Origin of the sequence: Psychromonas sp. L1A2 (genome assembly GCF_009828855.1) — a bacterium.
Classification (GTDB): Bacteria; Pseudomonadota; Gammaproteobacteria; order Enterobacterales; family Psychromonadaceae; genus Psychromonas.
On the sequence record NZ_WUAG01000001.1, the window covers coordinates 96824 to 123063 of the forward strand.

Consider the following 26240-nt stretch of genomic DNA (forward strand, 5'->3'; position numbering starts at 1 on the left):
ATAGTCAAATCAAACTTACAACATAATTACTTTTTACAGTTCGCCAGCGTTTTCCTATTTTATCTTCCCGAACAGATGCTAACAACAATATAAAAACAGCAACGATTGCGGCGTTGCTGCTATATTTATAGGTCGATTAATAACCTATTTACTATCTGCAACGATTGGAATAATCTGGATGGAGATATTTGTAAAATACACATTAAAGATGGCTAAATATTCAATTTTTAAAATAATTCGATGAGTAGATAAACTGGAAAAATACACAAAGGCAGAAAATACATAAAGGCATAAATAATGAAAAAAACACCTGTTTTACTAATTATATTAGACGGCCTAGGCGTTAATCCTAGTCGAGCTCATAACGCCTGGGCATTAGCGAAAACGCCTCATCTTGACCATTATTTTTCTACTTGGCCACACACTGTATTAAATGCATCAGGAGAAGCTGTCGGTCTTCCAGATGGTCAGTTTGGAAATTCAGAAGTGGGACATTTAACTCTCGGATCTGGTCGTGTTTTGAAACAAGAACTGCCACGTATTTCAGACGCGATTAGCAGTGATAAATTGTCCTCAAACCTTAAGTGGCAGGCCATGCTTAGTCAGTCACCGCGCTTACATTTAGTCGGCTTAGTATCAGATGGCGGAGTGCATTCTCATATTGACCACCTTTGTGGACTTTTACCATTGCTAGTGAAGGCAGGCATCGAACCCGTCATACACATGATCAGCGATGGGCGAGACACTGCACCACGCTCTGCACAAATGTATATCCAACAAGTAGAAGACAAATTACAGCAATTGGGATCTGGCAAAATTGCAACATTAAGCGGTCGCTACTTAGCCATGGACAGAACCAATCAGTGGGATCGAACCCAACAGGCTTGGTCAGCTATAGTCACGGGCCAAGGATTAAAGAGTGATACTGCACGCAATGCCTTAGAAGCGGCTTACCAGCGCGATGAAAACGATGAATTTATTCAACCGACCATCATTGGTGATTACAAAGGAATTGCTGAGAATGAAGCCGTCTTGTCCTTCAATTTTCGTAGCGATCGTATTCGTCAGTTGGCTGCGGCTATTGGTCTAGAGACATTTAATGATTTTGATCGTGCCAACGAAGGAGGGCGTTCAATAGTTTGCATGACTGAATACGACGCACAATTTCCGTTTCCAGTTTTATTTGAACCACAATTACCACAACAAGTGCTAGCACAGATCATCAGTGCAGCTGGCATGCAACAGTTCCATTGTGCTGAAACTGAAAAATACCCGCATGTTACCTATTTTTTCAACGGTGGAGTTGAACCTCCCTTCCCTGGAGAAACCCGTAAAATCATTCCTTCACCTGCGGTTGCTACTTACGATTTAAAACCTGAAATGAGTGCCCCTGCAGTCGCTAACGAGGTTATTACTGCCATTGAAAGTGATTCATACCAATTTGTTTTAGTAAACTTTGCCAATACTGATATGGTTGGTCACACAGCGGTGCGTCCGGCAGTCATTAGTGCAGTTGAAACCGTTGACCTGCAAAGCTCGCGTATTATACAAAGTGCGTTACAACGTGGCTGGCGAATACTTCTCACGGCTGATCACGGGAATTGTGATGAAATGGTTGATCCACAAACAGGGGAGCCACATACCCAGCATACATCCTACCCGGTACCGTGCCTCTTAATCGGAGAAAAAAATGTGCAATTGGGTATCGGGCGTAGCCTTGCTGACGTAGCGCCAACTATTCTGGAATTACTCGATTTACCCAAACCTGAGGTGATGACCGGCCACAGTTTGTTGTTATATTAAATATTTTGGTATGAAAGAATACGCAAATAAAAGTTATGGCGTCTAGTTTTTCATTTTACCTGTTTGACGAGCACCATCGATTAATAGGAGGTTACGTGCTTCCTTTTCTTTCCACTCAATTAATCTGTTTATGCGTGATCTTTTCATATCGACACTTTTACACCTTAATCCCAAATCATTTGTTTTGTTACACTTTAATGCGCATAAAAAAGCAAGTTATTACATTTTTATGCGCATTAAAGTGTTCTATTTGACATTTTTTGGCGCATAAAAGTGTTTTTAATGTCTTTGTAAGGCTGTCTATTTAACTGTGTTTTTAATCCTTTAGTTTATTAATTATGTGGCTAGCTATTATTGCAAGAAGCACTTTTTCTCCTTTTTCCTTCCTTATTGATGATTGTATTGGTCATTTTTTATGGCTTTAAACAGTTGTTAAATGGCATTTTTAAGTAATGATTTTCTGTTATAATTCTTCTTTTGAAATGCCAGTTGAAGGTTAGTCGTCATCACATTTTTAATGTGGACGGGTTAGTACTCTGATCTGGCTTATTGATCGTCTTTCATTTTAATCTTGGTGTTTTATGCAAAATTTCCCTACAAACCGTTTCTCTATTGCTCCGATGCTTGATTGGACTGATCAATATTGTCGTTACTTTCATCGTTTAATGAGTAAAAATACTCTCTTGTATACTGAAATGGTGACGACTGGCGCAATTTTATATGGCAAAGGCGATTATTTACAACGAGATGCAGCTGAACACCCAGTCGCATTACAGTTAGGTGGCTTTGCAGCCTTAGATTTAGCGCAAGCTGCTAAAGCAGGGGCTGAGCGTGGTTTTGATGAGATTAATTTAAACGTGGGTTGTCCTTCAGATCGAGTTCAAAATGGACGTTTCGGTGCGTGTTTGATGGCGGAAGGGGCGTTAGTTGGTGATGCTGTAAAAGCGATGAAAGATGCTAGTGGCTTATCCGTTACAGTAAAAACCCGTATTGGTATTGATGATTTAGATTCTTATGAGTTTTTATGTGACTTTGTTGAAAAAGTAAAGTCGCAAGGTTGTGATACGTTTATTGTGCATGCACGTAAAGCTTGGCTAAGTGGTTTAAGCCCTAAACAAAATCGTGATGTTCCACCGTTAGATTACGAACGCGTTTATCAGTTAAAGCGAGACTTCCCTGAGTTAACGATTGCGATTAATGGTGGCATTAAAACACTTTCTGAATGTGAAACTCACTTGCAGCATGTTGATGGTGTGATGTTAGGAAGAGAGATTTATGCGAACCCATACTTATTAAGTGGTGTTGACCAACAGCTATTTGGTTGTGATAAAATACCCTTAACACGTTTTGAAGTATTAGAAAAAATGTACCCTTATATTGAGTCTCAGTTAACTGATGGTGTACATTTGAATCGTGTTGCTCGACATATGTTAGGGCTGTTTCAAGGGTTACCTGGAGCACGTGCATGGCGACGTCATTTAAGTGAAAATGGACATATACCAGGTTCAGGTATTGAAGTGATGCAAAAAGCAGCGTCATTTGTTAACGAAGAATAAGGTAATAAGATGAAAAAATGGTATTTTTTATTCGTATTAGTCGGTATGCAACTTACCCTTGTTGGTTGTAGTACACAAACAACACCTGTAAAAGAAGTACAAGAACAGACTGAAACGAAGCGTTTAATGATTGTCAGTAGCGGTAAACCTTCTAAGGTATTACCTGCTTTTACTACTTACAGTTGGAGTGAAGAATACAATCAAGTTTTATCGAGTGTTGCAGGACAAAATCAACAAGAGTTTAAAACCTATATTCGCGATCAAATAAAAGCTTATTTAAGTACTAAAGGCTATGAATATAAAGCAGATCCTAAACAAGCGAATGTAGTTTTTGGCTTTTTGTTTGCGTTAGAAGATGCCATTGCTGATCGAACTATTCAAGAGCGTTTTGGTTTATTGCCCGGTTTAAGACGCGCTAAAGCCAGCGACCCTCGTTATGAAAAAGGTTCTCTGTTATTAACGGTATTAGATAATCAACAAAAGACTATTTACTGGCGTTCAGCGGTACAAGGTTTCGTTGATTTAGAAAAAGATAAAGTAGAGTCTGGTTCAACTCGGATGCAGGGGATTTTAAATATGATGCTGAAAGATTTTCCTGAAGCGGGTCAATAAGTCATTATAGCTTATTCATCATACTGTTAATAAAAACCACACAATTGTGTGGTTTTTTTATGGGCGGTCTGTCGCTTTTTTATAACAGTTTTTTAGTCGCGATATGGTTATTCAGTTGATATCCGCTATCTGATAAAAACGCTTGAGTGGCTAACAATTCTACTTCTGCCACTTCTTTCAAGTTGTATTCAATATCAGTCATGCCTTCTGCCGTTAAAGACTTCTCTAGCTGTTTTAACAGGTTTTTACCTACACCACGACGACGAGTTAGATCTCTAATTGTTAATTGCGATAACGTTGCTTGAGTTGCATTTATTTGTACTTTAACCGCACCGATATGACGCTCGTTAAACATCGTCATATAAAGTCGAGATGACGATTGGGTTATCAGCTCTGCAAGGGCTTGCTCTGTTAATGATGCTTCAGGGAGGTAATTTGCGTAGATCTTTTGTAAATCTATAACCAGTTGTGTTGATACGGTGTTGGCAATGAAAACGGATAATCGCATACAGTACTCACTATAATATTATTGAATTTTTGAGGTGGTTGTTAATGGATAAAGCAGGTTGTATTGTTTCTCTTGTTGATATTGTACTTTTTTATTTTCTAACATGACACGTTGTTTTTCTGGGATCAATTGACTTAATTTAACCAATTGAAAATCTTTGTTTGGCGCACCTAAACGTTGCGATAAGTACTGCAATGTTTCAGGGTAAGGGTGGCCAATAAGAATGGTGTAGGGCGCTTTTAGACTATGCTCAATCGCTTGTTGAAACTGTTTGTCCATTGCTGCGGAAGTGCGAATATTATCTAAAAATATATGTCTTCTTAATGACGGTAATCCAGCTGATACTGCACTACTTTGTGCCACACTGTGCGCAGTGGTTAGACTATCAACAAAGAATAAACCACGTTTAGACAGTAACTCCATTGTCCATTGCATAGGAATGATTTCTTCAGTCAGTTTACTGCCCATGTGATTATTAACGCCAATCGCATAAGGAATATCGGCTAAACCATGGCTTAATACATGTTGAAAATATTGCTTCGTCATTTGTTCCATTAATGCGCCTTTCCCTAATAAGTGATTGTGGGATTGAGCTTGCATTGGTATGTGCAGTATGACTTCTCTATGTTGCTGGTGAGCCGCGTTAGCAATTTTTTGCGAGTAGGGTGTGAATGGCAAAATAGCAAAAGTAATAGGGTTAGGTAGTTTAGAAAATGATTGGTTATGGCGGTTATAGCCCATATCGTCAATGATAATGGCAATTTTGCCAATGGGTGTTGCTACTGCTGTATTAACAGAACAACTAAATAGGCAAAAGCAGAGAAACGCTTTATTGAATAGATTAAAAAATTTTAGCACTTATTTTTTTCTCGTTAACCAACGTAATGGATCTTCTGCTTTGCCTTTATGGCTTAACTCGAAATATAAACTTGTTCTTTCTTGGCCGCCACTATGTCCAGCTAAAGCAATCGCATCACCTTGTAATACCACATCACCGGCTTTTTGTAACAACGTTTGATTGTAACCATATAAAGTGATGTAGTTATCACTGTGATCAAGTGCAATCACCATACCGTAACCTTTAAAGTAACCTGCAAATAAAACACGCCCTGTCGCAACGGCCCTTACTTTTTCACCTTCATTAGCGGCTATCGCAATACCTTTCCATTTTACTTCGCTGCTGCGACTGCGTGAGCTACCAAAACGATGTAAAACACTGCCGCGTATCGGCCATTGTAACTTACCTTTCTGGCTGGCTAATTTAGAAAATGTATTTTCTTTTGCTTTTGATAAAAACTTTGTTTTTGCTTTCTTTTTATCTTCAAGTTCTTTAGCTGCTTGTGCTTTGGCTGCCGCTAATTCTTTTATCTTGCGTTCTTTTGCTGCTTTTTTGAGGCGTTCACGTAATGCCTTCTCTGAATTGCCGAGTTCTGATAATTTTTGATTTTGATAATTGATATCTTTTCTTAGTGAGCTTAATGCTTTATTACGTTTTATCTTTTGAGCGTTAACAGTATCTTGCCTTTCTTTTTGGTCTTTATACATTTTTTCTAATGCAGCAAGTGTTGCTGTTTGCTCTTTCTCATTACTGAGCAGTTTTTGTTGTGTGGAATGTAAAGATTCTATACTTTCTAATCGTGCTTCATTGAGGTATTGATAATAGCTTTTAGCACGAACAATTCTGCTTAGATCTTCTTGGTTTAGCATTAGTTTGATAAGGTCATTTTGACCTGTCATATAAGCACTGACTAACTGCTGTTGTAATAATGATTGTTGTTTTATTTTATCTTCTTCGAGCTGTTCAGTGCTCTTTTTTAACGATACTAGCGCAGCTCGCTTTTTTTCGATGGTTTCTTTGGTTTCGTTGACTTGTTGAGACACTTTAGCAATGGCTTGTTCACTATCAGATAATTCTTCTTCAAGTAATCTTTGTTGTTTTTGTTTTTGCGCTTTAGTTTGCTTGCTCTCTTTTATTTGCTGTTGCAAATTATTCAGGTTAGCTGCTGAAACTTGAGTATTAAAAAGAGTCGCTATCAGAAAAGAAATACAGATTAATTGGCTTACACGCGCTAGCTTATTGAAAGAAAGTAGATTAAATGTCACTGTAATTTTCGACCTTATAAACGGAAACAATATTTTGAATTAAACCATCTATTAACTTAGTTATAGTAAGTTAATTATTAAGTTATCAATTAAGCAATGTTAAATATGACTTACAAACTTTAGAAAAGTTAGATAAAAATAATTGAGATTAAAGGACTATTGTATTAGATGAAAGAAAAAATTGTTGTGATTAAGTGAAAAGTCAGCTGAAAATAATTTATCTTCGTTTGAAAGGGAAATTTAGGTGCTCCATGTATGTATAGAGCACCTAAGATAAGTTAATTACTTAATAGTAATTAATGGCTTACCTGTCATCTGTTCTGGGATTTTCATGTCCATTAGCGATAACATTGTTGGTGCGATATCACACAAGCGACCACCTTCAGCCATTGTTGCTTCTCGGCCAACATAGATAAATGGTACTGGTAAGTTAGTATGCGCGGTATGGATGCCACCTGTTTCAGGATCAATCATTTGCTCTGCATTACCGTGGTCAGCAGTGATTAAACATTCGCCGCCGACTTCTTTTAATGCACCTACAATTTCACCAATACAAGCATCAACTGCTTCACATGCTTTAACTGCTGCTTCATAAACACCAGTATGGCCAACCATATCGCCATTCGGGTAATTACAAATGATCACATCGTATTCGCTGCTCTTGATTGCGCTTACTAGTTTCTCTGTTAATTCAACAGAACTCATTTCTGGTTGTAGGTCATAAGTTGCAACCGCTGGAGAGCTTATTAAAGTACGGTGCTCACCTGGGAACTCATCTTCAACACCGCCGTTAAAGAAGAAAGTAACATGTGCGTATTTTTCAGTTTCAGAAATACGTAGCTGTGTTTTGTCTTCTTTAGATAGCCATTCACCAAGCGTGTTAGTTAATTCTTCACTTGGGTAAGCGGCTGGTGCAGTGATATTTGCTGCATATTCAGTTAACGTTACAAAATTTAGCTTAGGCGTTACGGCACGCTCAAAACCACTGAAGTTTTCATCAGTAAATGTGTAAGTAATTTCACGTGCTCGGTCTGCACGGAAGTTTAAGAACAAGACTGCATCACCATCTGACATTGGCGCAGCTTCGCCAATGACTGTCGCTTTAACAAATTCATCGTTTTCATCACGAGCGTACGCATTTTCAAGACCGTCTAATGCACTTTCTGCTGTGTATTCTGATTTTGCTTCTGTTAGTAGGCTATAAGCTTGCTCAACACGATCCCAACGATTATCACGATCCATTGCAAAGTAACGACCGACTAATGAAGCCGTACGACCAACGCCCATTTCTTTATATTTTTCTTCAAATTTAGCTAATGTACCCGCTGCACTACGAGGTGGTGTATCGCGACCATCTAAGAATGCATGTACGAATATTTTTTTAGCGCCACGTTTTGCTGCTAGTTCTATTGCGGCTAAGATATGGTCATCGTGAGAGTGAACGCCACCTGGTGAAGCTAGCCCCATGATGTGAACTGCTTTATCAGCTGCAATTGCTTTATCTATTGCATTAACAAAGGTAGGATTTTCGAAAAAATCGCCGTCAGCAATAGATTTAGTCACTTTAGTTAGGTTTTGGTAAACAGTACGACCCGCACCAATATTAGTATGGCCCACTTCTGAATTACCCATTTGACCATCTGGTAAACCGACATCCATGCCCGAAGCTGAAATAAGACTATTTGCATAATCTTTACATAGTTGGTCTAGAACAGGTGTTTTTGCATTCGATACTGCGTTATCTGGCATATCAGGACGGTAGCCCCATCCATCTAGAATTAATAGTACTAATGGTTTCTTAGGAGTTGTCATATTAAACCTCTTTATTGTTCAAATTATCTGCTGTTGATTTTACAACATTTGTGCGGCTTGTCACTGAAAAAGCCTAGTGTGAGATCAAAGCAAGTTGAAATAGACAAAAAAAAGACATTTTCATTTATTATTCTAAATCTCAAGGCTGATATTCTGTTTTCCACAGGGTATACTCAGATTCGAATTTATCCTTATAGAAGAAGAAAAAAGTTATGCAAGAGTATATTGATTTTGTTACTAATAACCCAATGCTTGCGATTGCTTGGGTAGTGATTGCTGCAATGTTAATTCATAGTGTAGTAAAAGCTAAATTAAGTAAAACAAACAACATTAATCCTCAGGAAGCGACGTTATTAATTAACAAACAAGATGCGGTTGTTGTTGACGTTCGTTCTGCTGAAGAGTTTAAAAAAGGGCATATTGTAAATGCTAAAAACATAACTGTGTCACAAATTGATGAAGGAAAGTTTGCTGCTATTGAAAATGACAAACAGACCCCCATTATAGTTGTATGTGCAACAGGTACTCGTTCAGGCGGCGCAGGCGATAAATTAGCTAAAGCTGGATTTGAGCAAGTAAATAATCTTTTTTCAGGTATGAGTGGCTGGACGGCTGCAAACTTACCAACAACTAAGAAGTAATTATATTATGGCTACTATCACTATTTATACGACACCGTATTGCCCATATTGCATGCGTGCAAAGCAATTATTAGACAGCAAAGAAGTTGAGTATCAAGAAATTGATGTATCAGACCGTTCTCTTCGCCCTAATATGACTAAAATTACGGGTGGCACAACGGTTCCGCAAATTATCATTAATGATAAGCCGATAGGCGGTTGTGACGAGTTATACGCTTTAGAGCGCGCTAACGAACTTGATAAACTATTAAGCTAATTTACTACGATTAAATATTTTTAACGATTAAGGAAAGATCATGCCAGAACAACAAGAAAAACAAGTAGAATTCAACATCCAACGTGTTTATGTTAAAGATATCTCTTTTGAATGTCCTAATTCACCAGAAATCTTCAAAAAAGAATGGGCTCCAGAAGTAAAAATGGACATCGATACACAATCTAAGAAATTAGAAGAAGGTGTATACGAAGTGACATTATCATTAACAGCAACAGCTAGCGTTGAAGGTGAAGTTGCGTTTTTATGTGAAGTACAACAAGCAGGTATTTTCTCTGTTTCAGACCTTGAAGGTCCACAACTTGCTCATTGTTTAAATGCATTTTGTCCAAACATCTTATTCCCATATGCTCGTGAAGCAGTTTCTAGCTTAGTAACTCGTGGTACTTTCCCACAGTTAAACTTAGCGCCAGTAAACTTTGATGCTTTATTCCAGCAAGCAATGGCGAGTAAGCAAGCTGAAGTAGAAACACTAAACTCTTAATTAAGTCTTTTCTTAAATAGGTAATCTAATGGCTGAAAAAACTGCCATTACAGTATTAGGAGCAGGGTCATACGGCTCTGCTCTTGCTGTATCATTGGCTCGTAACGGACATAATACGTTAATTTGGGGTCACTCAAATGATCACATTAAACGCCTACAAACTGATCGTGAAAACAAAGCATTTCTACCAGGAGTCACATTTCCTGAACGTCTCCAACCTGAAAGTGATTTAGCAAAATGTATTGCCGCAACCGATACTATTTTGTTGGTGGTGCCTAGCCATGTGTTTGGTTTGGTATTATCTCAAGTTAAACCTTTATTGCGTCCAGAGCATCGTATTGCTTGGGCAACAAAAGGGTTAGAAGCTGAAACAGGCCGCTTGTTACAAGAAGTCGCGAGAGATATCGTGGGTGACCATTATCCCCTTGCTGTTTTATCAGGCCCTACTTTCGCGATGGAAGTCGCTAAAGGCTTACCAACAGCCGTTGCTGTGGCGGGTACTGATACTCACTTTACCCAACATATTGCTGACCTTTTCCATAATAATAGTAATTTTAGAACCTATATTTCGGAAGACTTCACTGCCGTGCAATTAGGTGGGGCTGTTAAAAACGTGATTGCAATTGGTGCAGGTTTGGCTGATGGTTTAGGGTTTGGTGCGAATGCTCGTACTGCTTTAATCACGCGTGGTTTAGCGGAGTTAACGCGGTTAGGTGTCGCTTTAGGTGCTACTGAGGCTTCATTTATGGGCATGGCAGGTTTAGGTGATTTAGTCTTAACTTGTACAGATAATCAATCTCGTAATCGTCGTTTTGGTTTAGCATTAGGCTCTGGTAAAGGTATTGATGAAGCACAGGTTGAAATTGGCCAAGTTGTTGAAGGCTACCGTAATACTGAAGAAGTTTATAACCTTGCTAAACGCGTTAACATCGAAATGCCGATTTGTGAACAAATCTATTACGTGCTTTATCAAGGTAAAGCGGTAAAAGAAGCGGCTATGGACTTGTTATCACGTAGTAAGAAAGGCGAATAATATTTCGTTTCTTTAAGATTTTAATGCCGATTACATTAATGCCGATTACATTAATGCCGATTACATTAATGCCGATTACATTAATGCCGATTACATTAATGCCGATTACATTAATGCCGATTACATTAATGCCGATTACATTAATGCCGATTACATTAATGCCGATTACATTAATGCCGATTACATTAATGCCGATTACATTAATGCCGATTACATTAATGCCGATTACATTAATGCCGATTATATTAAATAAGTTATTTTAATCAGTAAAATAGATCAGTTATTTAGTGTGATTGGCATAAGCATACTTTTAAAACGCTAGACACAAAAAAGGCCTCATTCGAGGCCTTTTTTAATTTAAGCGCTTTTTTAATTTAAGCGATAAAGCCAATCCAAATTAAGCGTCTTGTAATATGTTTAACATACGACGTAATGGCTCAGCTGCACCCCATAATAGTTGGTCACCCACAGTGAACGCACTGATATATTCAGGGCCCATTGCTAGTTTGCGGATACGACCCACTGGAATGCTTAATGTACCTGTTACTTTAGCAGGAGAAAGCTCAGAAACCGTTGCTTCACGTTCATTTGGAATCACTTTAACCCACTCGTTATGAGAAGCTAAGATCTTTTCAATTTCAGCCACTGATACATCTTTTTTCAGTTTCATTGTGATCGCTTGGCTATGACAACGCATTGCACCAATTCGTACACATAAACCGTCAATTGGCGTTTGGTTATCAGATGTGCCTAAAATTTTGTTCGCTTCAACTTGTGCTTTCCACTCTTCTTTAGATTGACCAGAAGGCATTGGTACATCAATCCACGGGATCAAACTACCTGCTAATGGCGCACCAAATTGTTCAGTTGGTAATGCATCACTACGAATGAATTCAGCAACTTTTTTATCTATTTCTAAAATAGCAGATGCAGGGTCTGCTAACTCATCTGCTACTGATGATTCAATTGCACCCATTTGGCTAATTAATTCACGCATATTACGTGCACCAGCACCTGATGCAGCTTGGTAAGTGTGTGGAGAAACCCACTCAATTAAGTCTGCTTCGAATAAACCACCTAATGCTAATAACATCAGTGAAACAGTACAGTTACCGCCAACGTAAGTTTTTACGCCGTCAGCTAAGCCTTGTTGAATCACATCTTTGTTGACAGGATCTAATACGATAATGCTGTCGTCTTTCATACGTAATGAAGAAGCTGCATCAATCCAGTAACCATTCCAACCGCTTGCACGTAGTGCAGGGTAAACAGAGTTAGTGTAATCGCCACCTTGACACGTAATGATGATATCCATTTTCGCTAGATCTTCAATTGAAGAGGCATCTTTTAAGGTTTCGGTTTTTTTACCAATATCTGGAGAAGCTAGACCAACTTGTGAGGTGGTGAAAAATACAGGCTCAATCGTTGCAAAATCATTCTCTTCACGCATTCTTTGCATAAGAACAGATCCAACCATACCGCGCCAACCAACTAAACCCACTTTTTTCATGGTCTATATTTCCTTAAATTTGATAGTTTAAATAAAATGGTTAATCATTAACCGAACAGAGAATCTATCATTAGAGGCGTTATTAAGGCTAGTTATTTGATGGTTTGTAGGGGAAAAAGTGTAGAAACTTACCTTGATTGCTTAATTTTTATCAAATCATCAAGGTAAGCTATGGCTGGTGTGCTGATAATCGTTAAAATCAGCAAATAAATATGACTTACTATTTAGCGTTAAAGTGGCTTTTATTCGTCGTAAATTGTCGGAATGGGCTGGCGTTTATGCTGAGTGCGCAGATAAATAGCAATAAGTTTATCTTCAATCTCTTTTGCTACTTCTTTGCCTTCTAAGAAATCATCAATTTGATCGTAAGTCATGCCTAATGCAATTTCGTCTTCAAGCTGTGGCTGATCTTCTTCTAAGTCAGCTGTCGGTGCTTTTTCGACTAATAGACTAGGTGCGCCTAAATGCTTAGCAAGTGATCTTACTTGACGTTTATTCAAGCCAAATAAAGGCGCTAAATCACAGGCACCATCACCATGTTTAGTATAGAAACCGGTAATGTTTTCTGCACTGTGATCGGTTCCCACCACCAAGCCACCAGTTAACCCAGCAATTTCATATTGTGCAATCATACGCATTCGCGCTTTCACATTACCTTTTACAAAATCAAAGTTAGCATTTTCAGCTAATTTTACTTCGCTGTTTTGTAGCGCGGCGACGGTTGTTTCATGGATACCATCTGCGCCAGTTTGAACATTAACGGTGATGCAGTTTGTCGGTTTAATAAAACTAACGGCTAGTTGTGCCTCATCTTCATCTTTCTGTACTGCGTAAGGTAAGCGTACTGCGATAAATTGATAGTCGTTAGTACTTTCTTCTTGATTTAATTGGTCTATCGATAGCTGGCATAGTCGCCCAGCTGTACTTGAGTCAACACCACCACTGATACCTAATACTAGTGTTTTACAATAGGCTTTTTTTAATGTGCTTTTAATAAAACTAATACGACGTTCAATTTCATTTTCTATATTGATGTCTGCTAAAACACACATCTCTTGTAGTATTTTTTGTTTCATGATGTTGTCCGTTAGTTTGAAGGTGAATGCATTGCTATTAATTATTATGCAAAAAAATAGCCATGTTTTATAGGAAAAACTCGTTTTAATTAACGATGTTTATCAACATCATCGATTCTTTTGAATCTACATTACCTTACAATAACTGCACTTAATTGGTGCTTGCGCTCTTTTTGAGTGCTAAAGTAAAATATTCATAATTTTTATGCATTAGAATGATGTAAAATTATGTTCGTATTTTAGTCGATTTTATTGTGCGAGCCTTGTGCCGTTTGATATTTCAATTGATTATTTATAACAATGACGTCTATGGTGACTCCTTTATTCTTGGCGCACTTATTGCTGCTATTATTCTATTAATAAAAAAGTGAATAAAAAGCACTATTGCTTAACAGTATTATTCATTTCAATTTAAAAACAAAAAAAGGATTTTTTAAATGAAAAAAAAACTCGGAAAACTCGTTACAGCCACTTCTTTCCTTGCATTATCCGCAGGCTTTGCAAATGCAGGTACATTAGATGATATAAGTAAATCCGGTGAGTTAAGAGCATGTTTTGATGCGGGTTATATGCCGTTTGAAATGAAAGCTAAAAATGGTAAATTCATTGGTTTTGATATCGATTTAGGTAAATTGATGGCGAAGCAAATGGGGGTTAAGTATGTACCAGTAAATACCGCATGGGATGGTATTATTCCAGCATTATTAACGGGTAAATGTGACATTATAATGGCTGGTATGACTGTGAATGCAAAACGCAATATGCGTGTTAACTTTGCTGACCCTTATATCGTCGTTGGTCAATCTATCTTATTGAATCCAAAGCATAAAGATAAAGTGCTTAGCTATAAAGATTTAAACAGTCCTGAGTATACCATTGCTGCTAAATTAGGCACTTCAGGCGAGCAAGCTATTAAAAGAATGCTGTCAAAAGCATCTTATAATGCCTTTGAAACACAAACAGATGCGGCACTTGAAGTTGTTAATGGTAAAGCCGATGCAATGATTTACGATATGCCATATATATCAATTTATGCTGCACAGTCAGAAGGCAAAACAACGGCAATCCTTGAACCATTTACTTATGAGCCATTAGGCTGGGCTGTTAAGCAAGGAGATCCAGATATCTTAAATTTTCTTAATAACTTCTTAAGACAAACTAAAGGCGATGGTGATTACCAACGTATTTATGATAAATGGTTTAAAAGCGATACTTGGTTAAGCCAAGTTCAGTAATTCCTTTTAAGTAAACCCTTTAAAACCAGAGCATATCTCTGGTTTTTGTTTTTCTGTTACCGGTGAATTTAATGAACGAAAAATCTAATAAATTAAAATGGCATCTGCTATTTATTTTTACGATTGGTCTACTTGCTGCAGGTATTTATTCTGCATCGCAAAGTATTAATTATAAATGGCAATGGCATCTTGTCTGGCCTTATATTGTTGATACGGCGCCTATTGATATTATTGCTCAAAGTGATGCAAATGCAGCGATTAATGCTGAAGGAGTGATAACCTTAACTTATGATAACGGTGATCCTGACACCATCATTACTAACGCAAGTGAAGTGCTTATTTATGATGGTGATTTGATTTTTGAAGGCGATCTCGTTGCACGTTCGGAAAGTATAAAAAGTGGTCTTTTAATTGATGGCTTATATATGACTTTGAAGATTTCAGTGATCTCACTGTTTTTCTCTATTGTGATTGGTTTGATGACTGCTTTAATGCGTATTTCAGATAATCCATTTAGTAAGAACCTATCCATTTTATACATAGAAGTTATTCGAGGGACGCCTTTACTGGTGCAAATATTCATCGTTTACTTCTTCTTAGGCACTATTTTTGACTTAGACCGATTTACTGCAGGCGTGGTTGCTTTATCAGTCTTTACCGGGGCTTATGTTGCAGAGATTTTACGTTCTGGTATTCAATCTATTTCTGCTGGGCAAATGGAAGCGGCTCGTTCTTTAGGAATGACTTACCCTAAAGCGATGATGTATGTCATTTTGCCACAAGCATTCAAACGAACATTACCGCCAATGGCTGGACAATTAATTAACTTAATTAAAGATTCTTCATTAGTATCAGTCATATCAATCACTGATTTAACCAAAGCAGGGCGAGAAGTAGTGAGTGGTAGCTTTGCTACTTTTGAGGTTTGGTTTACGGTTGCAGCCTTGTATTTACTGTTAACATCAACTTTATCTTGGGCCATTCAGCGTATTGAAAAAAGGTTAGCGACTAATGATTGATAAGAAAAAATATAAAGGTAACGATATGATCGTGACCATTGATGTTGATAAAATTTATCCTAATGGTTGTCATGCATTAAAAAAAGTAACAACCAATATTCAACGTGGCGAAGTGGTTGTGATTATTGGCCCTTCTGGTTCAGGTAAATCCACCTACTTACGTACTTTAAATCAATTAGAAACTATCACGAGCGGTGAAATTATAGTTGATGGTGTCAAAATGTATGGCGGAGAAACAAATATTAATAAGTTGAGAGAAAATATCGGTATGGTATTTCAATCGTTTAACTTATTTCCACATCTATCAGTTAAAGAAAATGTCATGCTGGCACCATTAAAAGTAACTGGACGAAGCAAAACGGAGGTGACTTCAGAAGCCGAAGCATTATTAACCCGTGTTGGACTTGCTGAGAAAATGGATATCTACCCAAGCCATCTTTCTGGTGGGCAACAACAAAGGGTAGCGATTGCAAGGGCCTTAGCAATGAAGCCTGATATGATGTTATTTGATGAGCCGACCTCAGCGCTTGATCCTGAAATGGTAGGTGAAGTATTGGATGTAATGAAGTCATTGGCAGCTGAAGGTATGACCATGGTGGTGGTGACGCATGAAATGGGCTTTGCAAATGAGGTCGCAGACCGTGTTATCTTTATGGAAGATGGCGCATTATTAGTTGATGACATTCCAGAGAATATTTTTGGTAAAGTTGCAAATCACCCAAGACTGCAAAAATTCCTTTCTAACATTTTATAATGACTTTATTAAATTATTTTAAAAGGGGCATGGCTTGAATTCAGAAATATATTTCTGTCGCCCTGCTCCCTTTTGACCTTTATATTATTTATTCAAACCTGTTATACCAATCACACTAATTAAGTTATCTATTTTACTTGTTAAAATAACTTATTTCTTCGTTGTAAATTTCGTAAAGGGATCAACAATTTAGCTCAATTTTCGCCTTGAACTAACTCATTTTTCCTGCGCAAAATTTAGATTACTTATTTAATGTAATCGGTATTAATTTTTATTTTATTATACGTTCTCGCTACAAACTCCGTTAAAATGATCATCTGATTTCTTTTATATTAATTATATTAAGGTTCCAATTATGTCTTTAAGTGTTGTTATTCTTGCTGCTGGTAAAGGTACTCGTATGCGTTCTCTTTTACCTAAGGTACTACATAAAATTGCAGATAAACCGATGGTGCAACATGTTATCGATACTGTGAAAGGGATTGGCGCTGACAATATCCACTTAATTTACGGACATGGTGGCGACATCATGAAGCAAAATATTACAGATAGTCGTTTAAATTGGATTGAACAAACGGAACAATTGGGTACCGGGCATGCAATGCAAATTGCACAACCTCACTTTAAAGCAGATGAAAAAATCTTAATGGTTTACGGTGATGTTCCTTTATTATCAGCAACGACATTAGAAAAACTGATTGCAGTACAACCAGAAGGCGGAATTGGGCTATTAACGATTAAGTTAGATGATCCTACAGGTTATGGTCGTATAGAACGTCTTGACGATAAAGTCGTGGGCATCGTTGAACAGAAAGATTCAAATCCAACTCAGCTAGCGATTAAAGAAGTGAATACTGGCATTCTTGTGGCAAATGCTAACGATTTAAACCGTTGGTTGCCTGCGTTATCTAATGATAATGCGGCTGGTGAATACTATATTACTGACATTATTAAAATGGCACATGAAGCGGGTTGTTCTATTGAAACGGTTCAGCCTGAAAATGCGTTTGAAGTTGAAGGTGTGAATAACCGTTTACAACTTGCTAATTTAGAACGTGCTTTCCAGTTACAAAATGCTAATAATTTATTATTAGATGGTGTGATGTTACGTGACCCAACTCGTTTTGATTTACGTGGTGAATTAACGTGTGGTCAAGATGTTGATATTGATATCAACGTTATTATCGAAGGTAAAGTGACGTTAGGTTATGGCGTTAAAATTGGTGCTGGTTGTATTCTAAAGAACTGTGAGATTGCTGATAATACTGAAATTAAAGCAAACTCTATCATTGAAGGTGCGAGTATTGGTGAAAACGCTTCCATTGGACCTTTCGCACGACTTCGCCCTGATACTGTTATTGCTAATGAAGTACATATTGGCAACTTTGTTGAAGTGAAAAAATCAACGTTAGGCGTAGGCACTAAATGCGGACACTTAAGTTATATTGGCGATAGCCAAGTGGGTAGCGGCGTTAATATTGGTGCTGGTGTGATCACATGTAATTACGATGGTGTTAACAAGTATCAAACCATTATTGGTAATGATGTGTTTTTGGGGAGTGATTGCCAAATTATCGCGCCTGTGACGATTGGTAATGGTGCAACAACAGGTGCTGGAACAACAATTGTTACGGATGTACCTGATAATACATTATGTGTGTCACGCACTAAGCAACGTAATGTTGAAGGTTGGACTCGTCCAGTTAAGAAAAAATAATACTTAATTGTTAAGCAATATTATAGAAGGTCGGTAACTTAGGTTATCGGCCTTTTTTATTGCATCGGATTAATAGGGTTATCGAGACCCACTGTACTTTATTTTGTATTTTTTAACCCTTCTTCATTATATCAATCACATCATTTATTACGTAATGAAGTCTGTTTAATGAGAAATCGAAAGTCTAGATTATTCCAATCTGGATAAATAAATGGTCTATTTAGGCTTCATTTTAACAAGCATAAATGACTAGATAATTACTTAGATTGGTATTAGAAGGTGCTTTTGAAAGGGATGCTTAAATTGCAGATATAAAAAAAGGAGGCCGAGGCCTCCTTGATATAAAGTCTTATTTAAATTTAGACTTTTTTAAGGTTTAACGGACGTTTACATACTTGCACACTGCGAAGATGCGCTAATGTATTTTCCGGCATACCTTTTGGTAATTCAATTGTTGAGTGATCGTCATTTAGACGGATATCACCAATGAAGCGGCTATTGATATTTGCTTCATTTGCAATTGCACCAACGATATTTTTAACTTGAACACCGTGCTCACGACCTACATCTAAACGGAACATTTCAAGTTCAACGTCAGTAGGGCGTCCACGGCCACGCGGTTTATCATCACCACGAGATTCGTTGCGATCGTTACGTGAACGGTCAGGACGATCACCACGAGGGCGGTCATTACGATCATTACGGTCGTTGCGGTCACGACGTGGGCGATCACTGCGTTCGTTACGGTCATTGCTACGAGGCTCTACAAACTTTTCTTCAACAGGTTGTAATGGTTTGTCTTTTTGTGCCATGTATAGAAGTGCTGCTAGTAAATCTTGCTCTTCAATTTCTGAATTATTTTCTATTTGTGACAGTAAAGTGCGGTAGAAAGTAAGATCTTCGCTTTCACAAACGGCTGCAATTTGTTTTTCAAAGTTGCTAATACGTGTTTGTGTTACTTCGTCACGTGTAGGCAAGTCCATTATAGTAATTGGTTGGCGAGTTGCACGTTCAATTGCTTGTAATAAACGACGCTCACGTGGTGCTGCAAATAAGATTGCTTTACCAGTACGGCCTGCACGACCAGTACGACCAATACGGTGAACATAAGATTCAGTATCTGTTGGGATGTCGTAGTTAACTACTAAGCTAATACGTTCAACGTCTAGACCACGTGCAGCAACATCTGTTGCTACTAAGATATCTAAGCCACCTGATTTAAGGCGTGCGATAGTACGTTCACGTGTTTGTTGATTCATATCACCGTTTAGTGCTGCACTGCGGTAACCACGTGCTTCTAAACGTTCTGCTAATTCAACAGTTGCTGTTTTAGTACGAGCAAAGATGATTACGCCATCAAACTCTTCAGTTTCTAACATACGTGTTAATGCATCTAGCTTGTTAACACCACGTACTATCCAACATTTTTGTTCAATGTTTGAAACAGTAGATGTTTTAGCTTTGATCTTAACTTCTGTTGGGTTGTTCATGTAACGCTTAGTAATGCGTTTAATTTGATCAGGCATTGTTGCTGAGAAAAGCGCAGTTTGGTGCTTTTCAGGCATTTCTTTCATGATCGTTTCAACGTCATCAATGAAACCCATACGTAACATTTCATCTGCTTCATCAAGTACTAATGTTTTTAGGTTTGATAAATCTAATGTTTTACGTTTCAAGTGATCCATGATACGACCAGGTGTACCAACAACAACGTGTGGACCACGTGTTAATTGCTTGAATTGGATGTTGTAGCTTTGACCACCGTAAATAGGCATAACGTGGAAACCACGCATGTGACGAGAATACGATTGAAATGCTTCTGCTACTTGAATCGCTAATTCACGTGTTGGTGCTAATACCAATACTTGTGGGTGGTTCTTGCTGATATCAATGTTTGCTAATAAAGGCAGTGCAAATGCGCCTGTTTTACCAGTACCCGTTTGAGCTAGACCTAAAACATCTTCACCTCTTAATAGGTGTGGGATACATTGTGCTTGGATTGGAGATGGTGTTTCGTAACCCATTTCTGATACAACTTGCACTAATGCTTCTGGTAAGTTTAATTCTTTAAAGGTTGGTCCTGCGATTTCTTCTACTACTTGTGTGTTTTCTGACTCTGACATAGTGGCCTCATGAGTTTATAAAATGCTGCACATTACTCGAATGCGCGTTAAATTCAGCCTATACCTACATCAGTTTAACAAGTTAAATGCCGTTAAACATGTCCATTAATTTATTGCGAAATCAATCGCGTAGTAGGTTTACTCTGAATATTATGCTTCGCTTTTAGATGGATCCTTCTGCGAGGGAGGCGCATTCTACTGCATTTGTGTATAAAATGCTCGCTTTATTTTGACAAACCGCACGTTTTTTATGAATTAACTGCTGTATAGGGGTATTAAATACAATAATTTTATTGTGGTTTTTATATTTAGAGGTGCACTTGATTTTTCTTTTATTTAATTTGCCATCAAAGTAGGTTATAAAGACAACGTTTTAAATCATAGATATAGGTGAATAAGTGACATTAGCATCACATAAGTTATCGATAGCACAAGGTGTTGCTATGCTGGTTTCTGCATTATTAGGCTCAGGTGTATATTTATTATCCCTGCGATTGCTGCACAAATTGCAGGAAGTTGGTCTTTATTAGCATGGGCAATCATGGGCGTTCTCATTGTACCGATTGTTTTTACTTTTGCGCAGTTAGGCAAGTTTTATCCCAACGCAGGTGGTACTGCTTATTTTGTTCAGCAAGCATTTGGTGAACGTAGTGCAAGATTAGTCAGCTGGTTATTTATTTGGGTAGTGGGTTTAGGTACGCCTGTGATAACCATGACCGCGGCTAATTTTTTACAGAATGCGTTAATAGAAGTAGGGCTTATATCGATTGGAACCGATTTTAGGCTGATTATTGCGGTTGCCATTTTGTCTCTGGTATTAATGATTAATCTATTGGGACTAAAAACGGCGGCGACTATTCAGTCTGTTCTCAGCGTCGTGATTGTCAGTACTTTGTTATTTTCTTCTGTTGATACTCAACTCACTCATTCATTACAGTTACCTGACACTCTATTTAATATAAGTGATATTGCATTAGCTGCTACTTTTATTCTTTGGTGCTTTTTAGGTATTGAAGCTATTACGCATATTGCAGATGACTTTGAACATCCAGAGAGAGATTTTCCATTAACTATTTTTATTGGCATTACGATTACCTTAGTTGTATATGGTTTGATTAGCCTGAGTTTATTGCAAATGGGCTTTTATGGTGATCAAGAGAAAAATCTTAATTCTGTTGTTCATTTAGTTGAAGCGAGCTTAGGTAATAAAGGTTATATCCTAGTGAACTTAGTGGGCTTCTGTACTTGTTTTATTTCTATTAGCTTATACTTTGTTGGTTTTTCTCGTTTATTACAAAGCATGGCTAAACAGAAGCAAATCCATTCTAATTGTAATCGTGTGAATAAGCATAATGTAGCTTATTGGGGATTAGGTTTTTCAGTGACGCTTTGTTGTATCGTATTGCTGGTTAGTCAATCTATCCATGTTCCATTAGAAAACTTAATTGCTTATGCTAACGGTTTGTTTATTTTAATTTATCTCGCAGCGGGTATTGCTGGTGTGGTGTTATTAAAAGGAAGAGGGAAGTGGATGGCGGTGATTGCTAGTGTGACTTGCTTCGTGCTATTTATAGCATTAGGTAAAGAGATGATATTTGCACTGATATTGGTGTCTGCTTTAGCAATATATTATGCGGCTATTTATAAATCAAATAACCGCATCAAAACAAGCTAAGGGATTACTTATAGAAAGAGTGATCACCTTGGGCATGTTCAGTTACGTCACGTACTGCATTTAGCTCACCTGAAAACTCTTCAAGTAGCTCTTTTTCAATGCCTTCTTTTAACGTTAAATCAACTTGTGAACAACCATTACAGCCACCACCAAATTCAATAACGGCTACATTGTCTTCAGTAATTTCAATGAGTTTAATAAAGCCACCGTGGCTTGCTAATTGTGGGTTGATTTGTATTTGAATAACGTATTCAACACGTTCTAATAATGGCGCATCTGATTTTACTTTGCGCATTTTTGCATTAGGTGCTTTTAATGTTAGTTGTGTACCCGTATCTTCTTCTACTAGGTCAACAAATGCATCATCTAAGAATGGCAAACTAACTTCATCAATTAATGCATCAAAACTTTCAAAGCTCAAACGTGTATCACTACTTTCAACTGCTTCTGGTGGGCAGTAAGATACACCACATTCTGCTTTTGGTGTGCCCGGATTGATAACAAACACGCGGATGTTAGTGCCTTCTTTTTGTGGCTCTAGTAATTTTGCGAAGTGTGCCTGTGCAACTGGAGTAATTTCGATCATGTTAAACCTTTATGCTTGAGTAATTTACTAGGTCATTATAACGAGAATTGAATACAATAAGAAAGCAAAGAGTGAAAATGCAACAAATAATAAAATAAAATATGGTTTTTAGATTAACTTACAATGAATTTTTATAGTCAATATTCCTTATTAATACAATGGATTAGGGTTATTAACCTAGCTCTGTTCGACAAATACACCACACATCAATTCTGCTAACCTCAGCTGCTAACAAACACTGACATAAGCTGTTAATAGTAGCGCCTGTTGTGACTACATCGTCAATTAATACAATGTATTTTCCTTTTAATGATATTGAAACTTGTTCATTTAACGAAAAAGCCTGTTTTAAATTAAAAGTGCGTTGTTTGCGATTCAAGCCTTCTTGGGCATGAGTAAACTTATTACGGATAAGTGGAGAGTCAACCATCGTAGGCAAAGGTAGATGTTTAATTAAAGCATCGCTAATTAACTGTGCCTGATTAAAGCCGCGTTTTCTATGCTTTGCAATATGCAAAGGAACAGGAAGCAGAAAATCAATCTCCTGTAGTTGCTGAGTCGTATAGCGTTGTTTGATAGAACTAGCGAGTAATAAACCTAATAGGTCGGCATATAATAATTGGTTGTTATATTTTAATTGTTTTATCAATTCAGGAAAAGGAGATTGATAACTTGCGATAGCATGTAATTGTTGAAAATAAAAAGGATGCCTTAAACACTCCCCACAAAAATCTTGTGAACTGGTTAACCCACAACCGCAATGTAAACAACAAGGTCTCTCTGTTAATATAGCGTTATAACAAAACTGACAAATAAGCGATTGGTGACTCGATAAATGACACAACAGACACCGGCTTGGTAAACAAGCTTCAAATAGATTTTGACTCTGTTGATAGACATTACGTAGAAAATATCGCAAATCAGCCCTTTAAATAAAATGGTAGTTGAATGAGGTTATAGTGAGTATAGAACACAAAAATAATGATCAGGTGAATCAGCAAGTAAGTTATAAGGTAATAGGCTCAGGGAAAAACCTTATATTAATACATGGGTGGGGGGTTAATAGTGCGGTCTGGTTGCCTATTATTGAACAATTGAGTCAACATTACTGCGTGCATTTAGTTGATTTACCTGGGTTTGGTGAACAATCTGAATTGACTGATTATTCTTTAGCTTCTATTGCTGAAACCTTATTAGGTAAGTTACCTCAAAATGCCGTTTGGTGTGGTTGGTCTTTAGGCGGGTTAATAGCAACTTATATTGCTTCGCATTTTCCTGAACGTGTTGAAAAATTAATTCAAGTTTGTGCATCATTAAAGTTTGTAGAGCAAGGGCAATGGTCAGGTGTAAAAAAAGAAGTATTTGAAGCATTTAAGGTAGGGGTAACTAAACAACCTAAAAAAACGCTTAATCGATTTTTGTCTTTGCAATCGATGGGCAGTGATTCCGTTAAAACTGATATTGCTACGATCAAAAGCTTATTAGTGGATCAGACTGAGCCGAAACAATCTGCACTCATTGCAGGTTTAAATCTATTAAATGAAGTGGATTTACGAAAGGAGTTTAGTGAATTAAGAATGCCATGTTTAAGTATTTTTGGTGAAAAAGATAATTTAGTGCCAATGGGTAACGCGGCTACTTTATTTGAGTTAAATCCATCTAATCAACAGGTTATTTTTGAAAGGTCTTCTCACATGCCATTTATCAGCGAATCTAATCTGTTTAAAGCGACTTTAATTGATTTTATTGAGTGATAGGTTTTACGGTTAAGCTTTATTTTTGTTCAAAAAATAGCCATAATGTAGTAGCTATTATTTATTAGGAGTCCTTTATGGAAATAAATTCAGCATTCTCATCGGGTGTTAATGGTTTGAATAATGCGTCTCAAAAAATGACTGAGTCTAGTCAGCGTATTGCTAATCAGACAACCCAAAATACAGAACAAAATGTAATGCCTGAAGCGCCAACTGCACACAGTTATGTTTCTGGGCCTGTCACTGCGGAAGTCATTAATATGAAATTAGCAGAAATACAAGCTCAAGCTTCTGTGAAAGTAATTACGACGGCTGATGAAATGGTTGGTTCACTTATCGATGTGTCCGTTTAACTGAAGCCATTATGGTTAACGTAAATGTTCAACTTCCTCCGATTGCAGCAGCCCCTTTTCCACAAGCTGCAGAGGGATTACGTCAAGAAAATCAATTACAACCAGCCATTCCTAAAACAGAAGAAACGCATGCTTATGCCAAGATGCGCGATCAACAAGAGCGAGAACAAGTCGCTCATCAATCGTCACAAATAATCCAAGATAATAGTAAAAACTCTCATCAACAAGAACAGTCTTCTCGCGCCAATCAAAAACGTAACTTCTTCTTTGCTAGCAAATTAAAGCTTTCGCCCCATGAGTTGGATACGTTAACTGTTGAGTTAAGTGGAATTTCAGATTATAAACAAGTGATGTCAGTGATTCAGGCTAAATACACTAATGCAGTGTCGCCAATTCCTGAGCCTGTAGTGAGTTACAGTATTTAGTTTCTACTATTTAATAGTCCAATATTTAGTAATACCAACTATCTTAAATAAGTAATCTTAATTTTGCGCAGGAGCATGACTTAGTTTAAGGCTTAAATTGAGCCCTTTCGAAGATTAATATCGTTAATCGTATGTCGCAGAATTAACCAAAAGAGTTTAATGCTTTAATGGTTGTTTCCTTGTACGAAACTTACAACGAAGAAATAAGTCATTTTAACCAGTAAAATAGATCAGTTAATTAGTGTGATTGGTATAACTCAAGATTAACTTTTTATGCATACAAAAAAAGCCGCCAATCTAGATAGATTGGCGGCTTTTACACATTACTTTAAACTGATTTAAAAAAGCTATTTAATCAGGCTTTTATTAATCATTAAAAGTGACATTAAATTTAGTGAGAATGTCCACAACCTTCAGCTGAATGGATGTGACCGTGCGACATTTCTTCATCAGTTGCTGCTCGAACAGAGACAACTTCACCAACAAATTGTAATGCCATACCTGCTAGAGGGTGGTTTGCATCGATACTTACATTTTCTTCAGTTACGCCAGTGACTTCTACAGTACGAGGACCTTGCTCTGTTTCTGCTTGAAATGACATGCCGACTTCAATTTCATCAACGCCTTCAAATAAAGTACGAGGTACTTCTTGAACTAATTCTTCTTGGAAAGGGCCGTAAGCTTCTTCTGCTTCTAATTTAACATCAAATTTGTAACCGGCTTCTTTACCTTCTAATTCTTTCTCTAAACCAGGTACTAAATATTGTGCACCTTGAATAAACTCAAGTGGGCTACCGTTTTCTGTACTATCAAGTGCATTACCGTCAACTTCTGCAACACCAAAGTGGATTGCGACTACTGAATTTTTTTCAATTTTCATTGTTATTTCTCTCTATTCTTTATCGGGTTCAGAGGGATCAAAAACACCAATTATTTGTTCAAATTGACGTGTTGCTGATTTAGCCTGACTAGGTGTTTGTGTTTGTGTGTAATCACAAGCCACGCAGGTTAAAGTCTCAACTGCATTTTCCAGTGTCAAAGCAATACTGTCAATAGTCTTACATTGTGGACATTCTGCTCCAGCGATGAAGCGTTTTTTATTCTTAGATACAGGCATATACAAATCACAAATGACAAAAAGTACGTAATGATAAACAAATTAGCACTCATTTTCAGTAGTTATGGCT

General features: G+C 37.4%; 28 protein-coding genes. 17 read left to right on the forward strand and 11 right to left on the reverse strand.

Annotation, left to right across the window (positions count from 1 at the left end; translation table 11 throughout):
• The first annotated feature begins 297 nt into the window (after window positions 1-297).
• From gpmI to GQR59_RS00375, 3 genes are all read left to right on the forward strand, one after another.
• Window positions 298-1803, forward strand: a complete 1506-nt coding sequence (gene gpmI, locus GQR59_RS00365; RefSeq protein WP_160060210.1) for a 2,3-bisphosphoglycerate-independent phosphoglycerate mutase — start codon at window positions 298-300, stop codon at window positions 1801-1803.
• Window positions 1804-2384: 581 nt separating this feature from the next.
• Window positions 2385-3359, forward strand: a complete 975-nt coding sequence (gene dusA, locus GQR59_RS00370) for a tRNA dihydrouridine(20/20a) synthase DusA (RefSeq protein WP_160060211.1) — start codon at window positions 2385-2387, stop codon at window positions 3357-3359.
• 9 nt (window positions 3360-3368) lie between these two features.
• Window positions 3369-3971 (forward strand): DUF4136 domain-containing protein, encoded by a 603-nt coding sequence (locus GQR59_RS00375; RefSeq protein WP_160060212.1) that lies wholly within the window; start codon window positions 3369-3371, stop codon window positions 3969-3971.
• Between the two features lie 79 nt (window positions 3972-4050).
• On the opposite strand, the gene panM is transcribed toward GQR59_RS00375, so the two are convergent.
• The 4 genes from panM to gpmM form a co-directional block, all read right to left on the reverse strand.
• On the reverse strand, window positions 4051-4479 hold the full coding sequence (gene panM, locus GQR59_RS00380; protein ID WP_160060213.1) for an aspartate 1-decarboxylase autocleavage activator PanM: 429 nt from the start codon (window positions 4477-4479) through the stop codon (window positions 4051-4053).
• A gap of 18 nt (window positions 4480-4497) precedes the next feature.
• Window positions 4498-5337, reverse strand: coding sequence for a divergent polysaccharide deacetylase family protein (locus tag GQR59_RS00385; RefSeq protein ID WP_160060214.1), 840 nt, complete (start codon window positions 5335-5337; stop codon window positions 4498-4500).
• The gene (locus GQR59_RS00390; RefSeq protein WP_236546609.1) at window positions 5338-6582 is read right to left on the reverse strand and encodes a murein hydrolase activator EnvC family protein; all 1245 of its coding nucleotides are present in this window, start codon (window positions 6580-6582) and stop codon (window positions 5338-5340) included. It abuts the gene before it with no gap.
• Window positions 6583-6864: 282 nt separating this feature from the next.
• On the reverse strand, window positions 6865-8394 hold the full coding sequence (gene gpmM, locus GQR59_RS00395) for a 2,3-bisphosphoglycerate-independent phosphoglycerate mutase (protein WP_160060215.1): 1530 nt from the start codon (window positions 8392-8394) through the stop codon (window positions 6865-6867).
• A gap of 212 nt (window positions 8395-8606) precedes the next feature.
• Between gpmM and GQR59_RS00400 the strand changes: the two genes are divergently transcribed.
• The 5 genes from GQR59_RS00400 to GQR59_RS00420 are packed head-to-tail and all read left to right on the forward strand — an operon-like array spanning window position 8607 to window position 11089.
• On the forward strand, window positions 8607-9035 hold the full coding sequence (locus GQR59_RS00400) for a rhodanese-like domain-containing protein (protein WP_160060216.1): 429 nt from the start codon (window positions 8607-8609) through the stop codon (window positions 9033-9035).
• A gap of 7 nt (window positions 9036-9042) precedes the next feature.
• Window positions 9043-9291, forward strand: a complete 249-nt coding sequence (gene grxC, locus GQR59_RS00405) for a glutaredoxin 3 (RefSeq protein WP_025563744.1) — start codon at window positions 9043-9045, stop codon at window positions 9289-9291.
• Between the two features lie 40 nt (window positions 9292-9331).
• Complete coding sequence (gene secB / locus GQR59_RS00410; RefSeq protein ID WP_025563746.1) at window positions 9332-9793, forward strand: protein-export chaperone SecB; 462 nt, start codon at window positions 9332-9334, stop codon at window positions 9791-9793.
• A gap of 28 nt (window positions 9794-9821) precedes the next feature.
• Window positions 9822-10826: an NAD(P)H-dependent glycerol-3-phosphate dehydrogenase gene (gene gpsA, locus GQR59_RS00415; RefSeq protein WP_160060217.1), complete on the forward strand. Its 1005-nt coding sequence runs from the start codon at window positions 9822-9824 to the stop codon at window positions 10824-10826.
• Window positions 10827-10849: 23 nt separating this feature from the next.
• Window positions 10850-11089: a hypothetical protein gene (locus tag GQR59_RS00420; RefSeq protein WP_160060218.1), complete on the forward strand. Its 240-nt coding sequence runs from the start codon at window positions 10850-10852 to the stop codon at window positions 11087-11089.
• Between the two features lie 134 nt (window positions 11090-11223).
• Here GQR59_RS00420 and asd read toward each other — a convergent pair whose 3' ends face one another.
• On the reverse strand, window positions 11224-12336 hold the full coding sequence (gene asd, locus GQR59_RS00425) for an aspartate-semialdehyde dehydrogenase (protein WP_025564995.1): 1113 nt from the start codon (window positions 12334-12336) through the stop codon (window positions 11224-11226).
• 242 nt (window positions 12337-12578) lie between these two features.
• On the reverse strand, window positions 12579-13412 hold the full coding sequence (gene nadE, locus GQR59_RS00430) for an ammonia-dependent NAD(+) synthetase (RefSeq protein WP_160060219.1): 834 nt from the start codon (window positions 13410-13412) through the stop codon (window positions 12579-12581).
• Window positions 13413-13849: 437 nt separating this feature from the next.
• Between nadE and GQR59_RS00435 the strand changes: the two genes are divergently transcribed.
• The 4 genes from GQR59_RS00435 (at window position 13850) to glmU (ending at window position 18137) form a co-directional block, all read left to right on the forward strand.
• The gene (locus tag GQR59_RS00435) at window positions 13850-14647 is read left to right on the forward strand and encodes a transporter substrate-binding domain-containing protein (protein ID WP_160060220.1); all 798 of its coding nucleotides are present in this window, start codon (window positions 13850-13852) and stop codon (window positions 14645-14647) included.
• Between the two features lie 71 nt (window positions 14648-14718).
• Window positions 14719-15666, forward strand: coding sequence for an amino acid ABC transporter permease (locus tag GQR59_RS00440; protein WP_160060221.1), 948 nt, complete (start codon window positions 14719-14721; stop codon window positions 15664-15666).
• A gap of 25 nt (window positions 15667-15691) precedes the next feature.
• Entirely contained in the window at window positions 15692-16420 is a 729-nt protein-coding gene (locus GQR59_RS00445; RefSeq protein WP_160062292.1) for an amino acid ABC transporter ATP-binding protein, read from the forward strand.
• 355 nt (window positions 16421-16775) lie between these two features.
• Window positions 16776-18137, forward strand: a complete 1362-nt coding sequence (gene glmU, locus GQR59_RS00450; RefSeq protein ID WP_160060222.1) for a bifunctional UDP-N-acetylglucosamine diphosphorylase/glucosamine-1-phosphate N-acetyltransferase GlmU — start codon at window positions 16776-16778, stop codon at window positions 18135-18137.
• Window positions 18138-18496: 359 nt separating this feature from the next.
• On the opposite strand, the gene GQR59_RS00455 is transcribed toward glmU, so the two are convergent.
• Window positions 18497-20260, reverse strand: coding sequence for a DEAD/DEAH box helicase (locus GQR59_RS00455; protein ID WP_160060223.1), 1764 nt, complete (start codon window positions 20258-20260; stop codon window positions 18497-18499).
• 398 nt (window positions 20261-20658) lie between these two features.
• On the opposite strand from GQR59_RS00455, the gene GQR59_RS18780 reads away from it, so the two are divergent.
• Window positions 20659-20790 carry a hypothetical protein gene (locus tag GQR59_RS18780; protein ID WP_268892954.1) on the forward strand — a complete coding sequence of 44 codons (132 nt, stop codon included), beginning with the start codon at window positions 20659-20661 and terminating at the stop codon, window positions 20788-20790.
• On the forward strand, window positions 20766-21935 hold the full coding sequence (gene yjeH, locus GQR59_RS00460) for an L-methionine/branched-chain amino acid transporter (RefSeq protein ID WP_236546716.1): 1170 nt from the start codon (window positions 20766-20768) through the stop codon (window positions 21933-21935). The genes GQR59_RS18780 and yjeH overlap by 25 nt, the downstream gene beginning before the upstream one ends.
• Window positions 21936-21939: 4 nt before the next feature.
• Here the strand turns inward: yjeH and nfuA are convergent, their stop codons facing one another.
• Both nfuA and GQR59_RS00470 read right to left on the reverse strand, forming a co-directional pair.
• Window positions 21940-22521, reverse strand: a complete 582-nt coding sequence (gene nfuA, locus GQR59_RS00465) for a Fe-S biogenesis protein NfuA (RefSeq protein ID WP_025565001.1) — start codon at window positions 22519-22521, stop codon at window positions 21940-21942.
• Between the two features lie 172 nt (window positions 22522-22693).
• Window positions 22694-23440 (reverse strand): ComF family protein, encoded by a 747-nt coding sequence (locus GQR59_RS00470; protein WP_236546612.1) that lies wholly within the window; start codon window positions 23438-23440, stop codon window positions 22694-22696.
• Window positions 23441-23480: 40 nt separating this feature from the next.
• Between GQR59_RS00470 and bioH the strand changes: the two genes are divergently transcribed.
• The 3 genes from bioH to GQR59_RS00485 all read left to right on the forward strand — a co-directional run bounded on the left by bioH (window position 23481) and on the right by GQR59_RS00485 (window position 25053).
• Entirely contained in the window at window positions 23481-24275 is a 795-nt protein-coding gene (bioH, locus tag GQR59_RS00475) for a pimeloyl-ACP methyl ester esterase BioH (RefSeq protein ID WP_236546613.1), read from the forward strand.
• Window positions 24276-24352: 77 nt separating this feature from the next.
• Window positions 24353-24628 carry a hypothetical protein gene (locus tag GQR59_RS00480; RefSeq protein WP_160060224.1) on the forward strand — a complete coding sequence of 92 codons (276 nt, stop codon included), beginning with the start codon at window positions 24353-24355 and terminating at the stop codon, window positions 24626-24628.
• A gap of 11 nt (window positions 24629-24639) precedes the next feature.
• Window positions 24640-25053, forward strand: a complete 414-nt coding sequence (locus GQR59_RS00485) for a hypothetical protein (RefSeq protein ID WP_160060225.1) — start codon at window positions 24640-24642, stop codon at window positions 25051-25053.
• 391 nt (window positions 25054-25444) lie between these two features.
• Here GQR59_RS00485 and GQR59_RS00490 read toward each other — a convergent pair whose 3' ends face one another.
• On the reverse strand, window positions 25445-25933 hold the full coding sequence (locus GQR59_RS00490) for an FKBP-type peptidyl-prolyl cis-trans isomerase (protein WP_025563584.1): 489 nt from the start codon (window positions 25931-25933) through the stop codon (window positions 25445-25447).
• A gap of 12 nt (window positions 25934-25945) precedes the next feature.
• Window positions 25946-26170 (reverse strand): YheV family putative zinc ribbon protein, encoded by a 225-nt coding sequence (locus GQR59_RS00495; protein WP_028868067.1) that lies wholly within the window; start codon window positions 26168-26170, stop codon window positions 25946-25948.
• Window positions 26171-26240 lie beyond the last annotated feature (70 nt).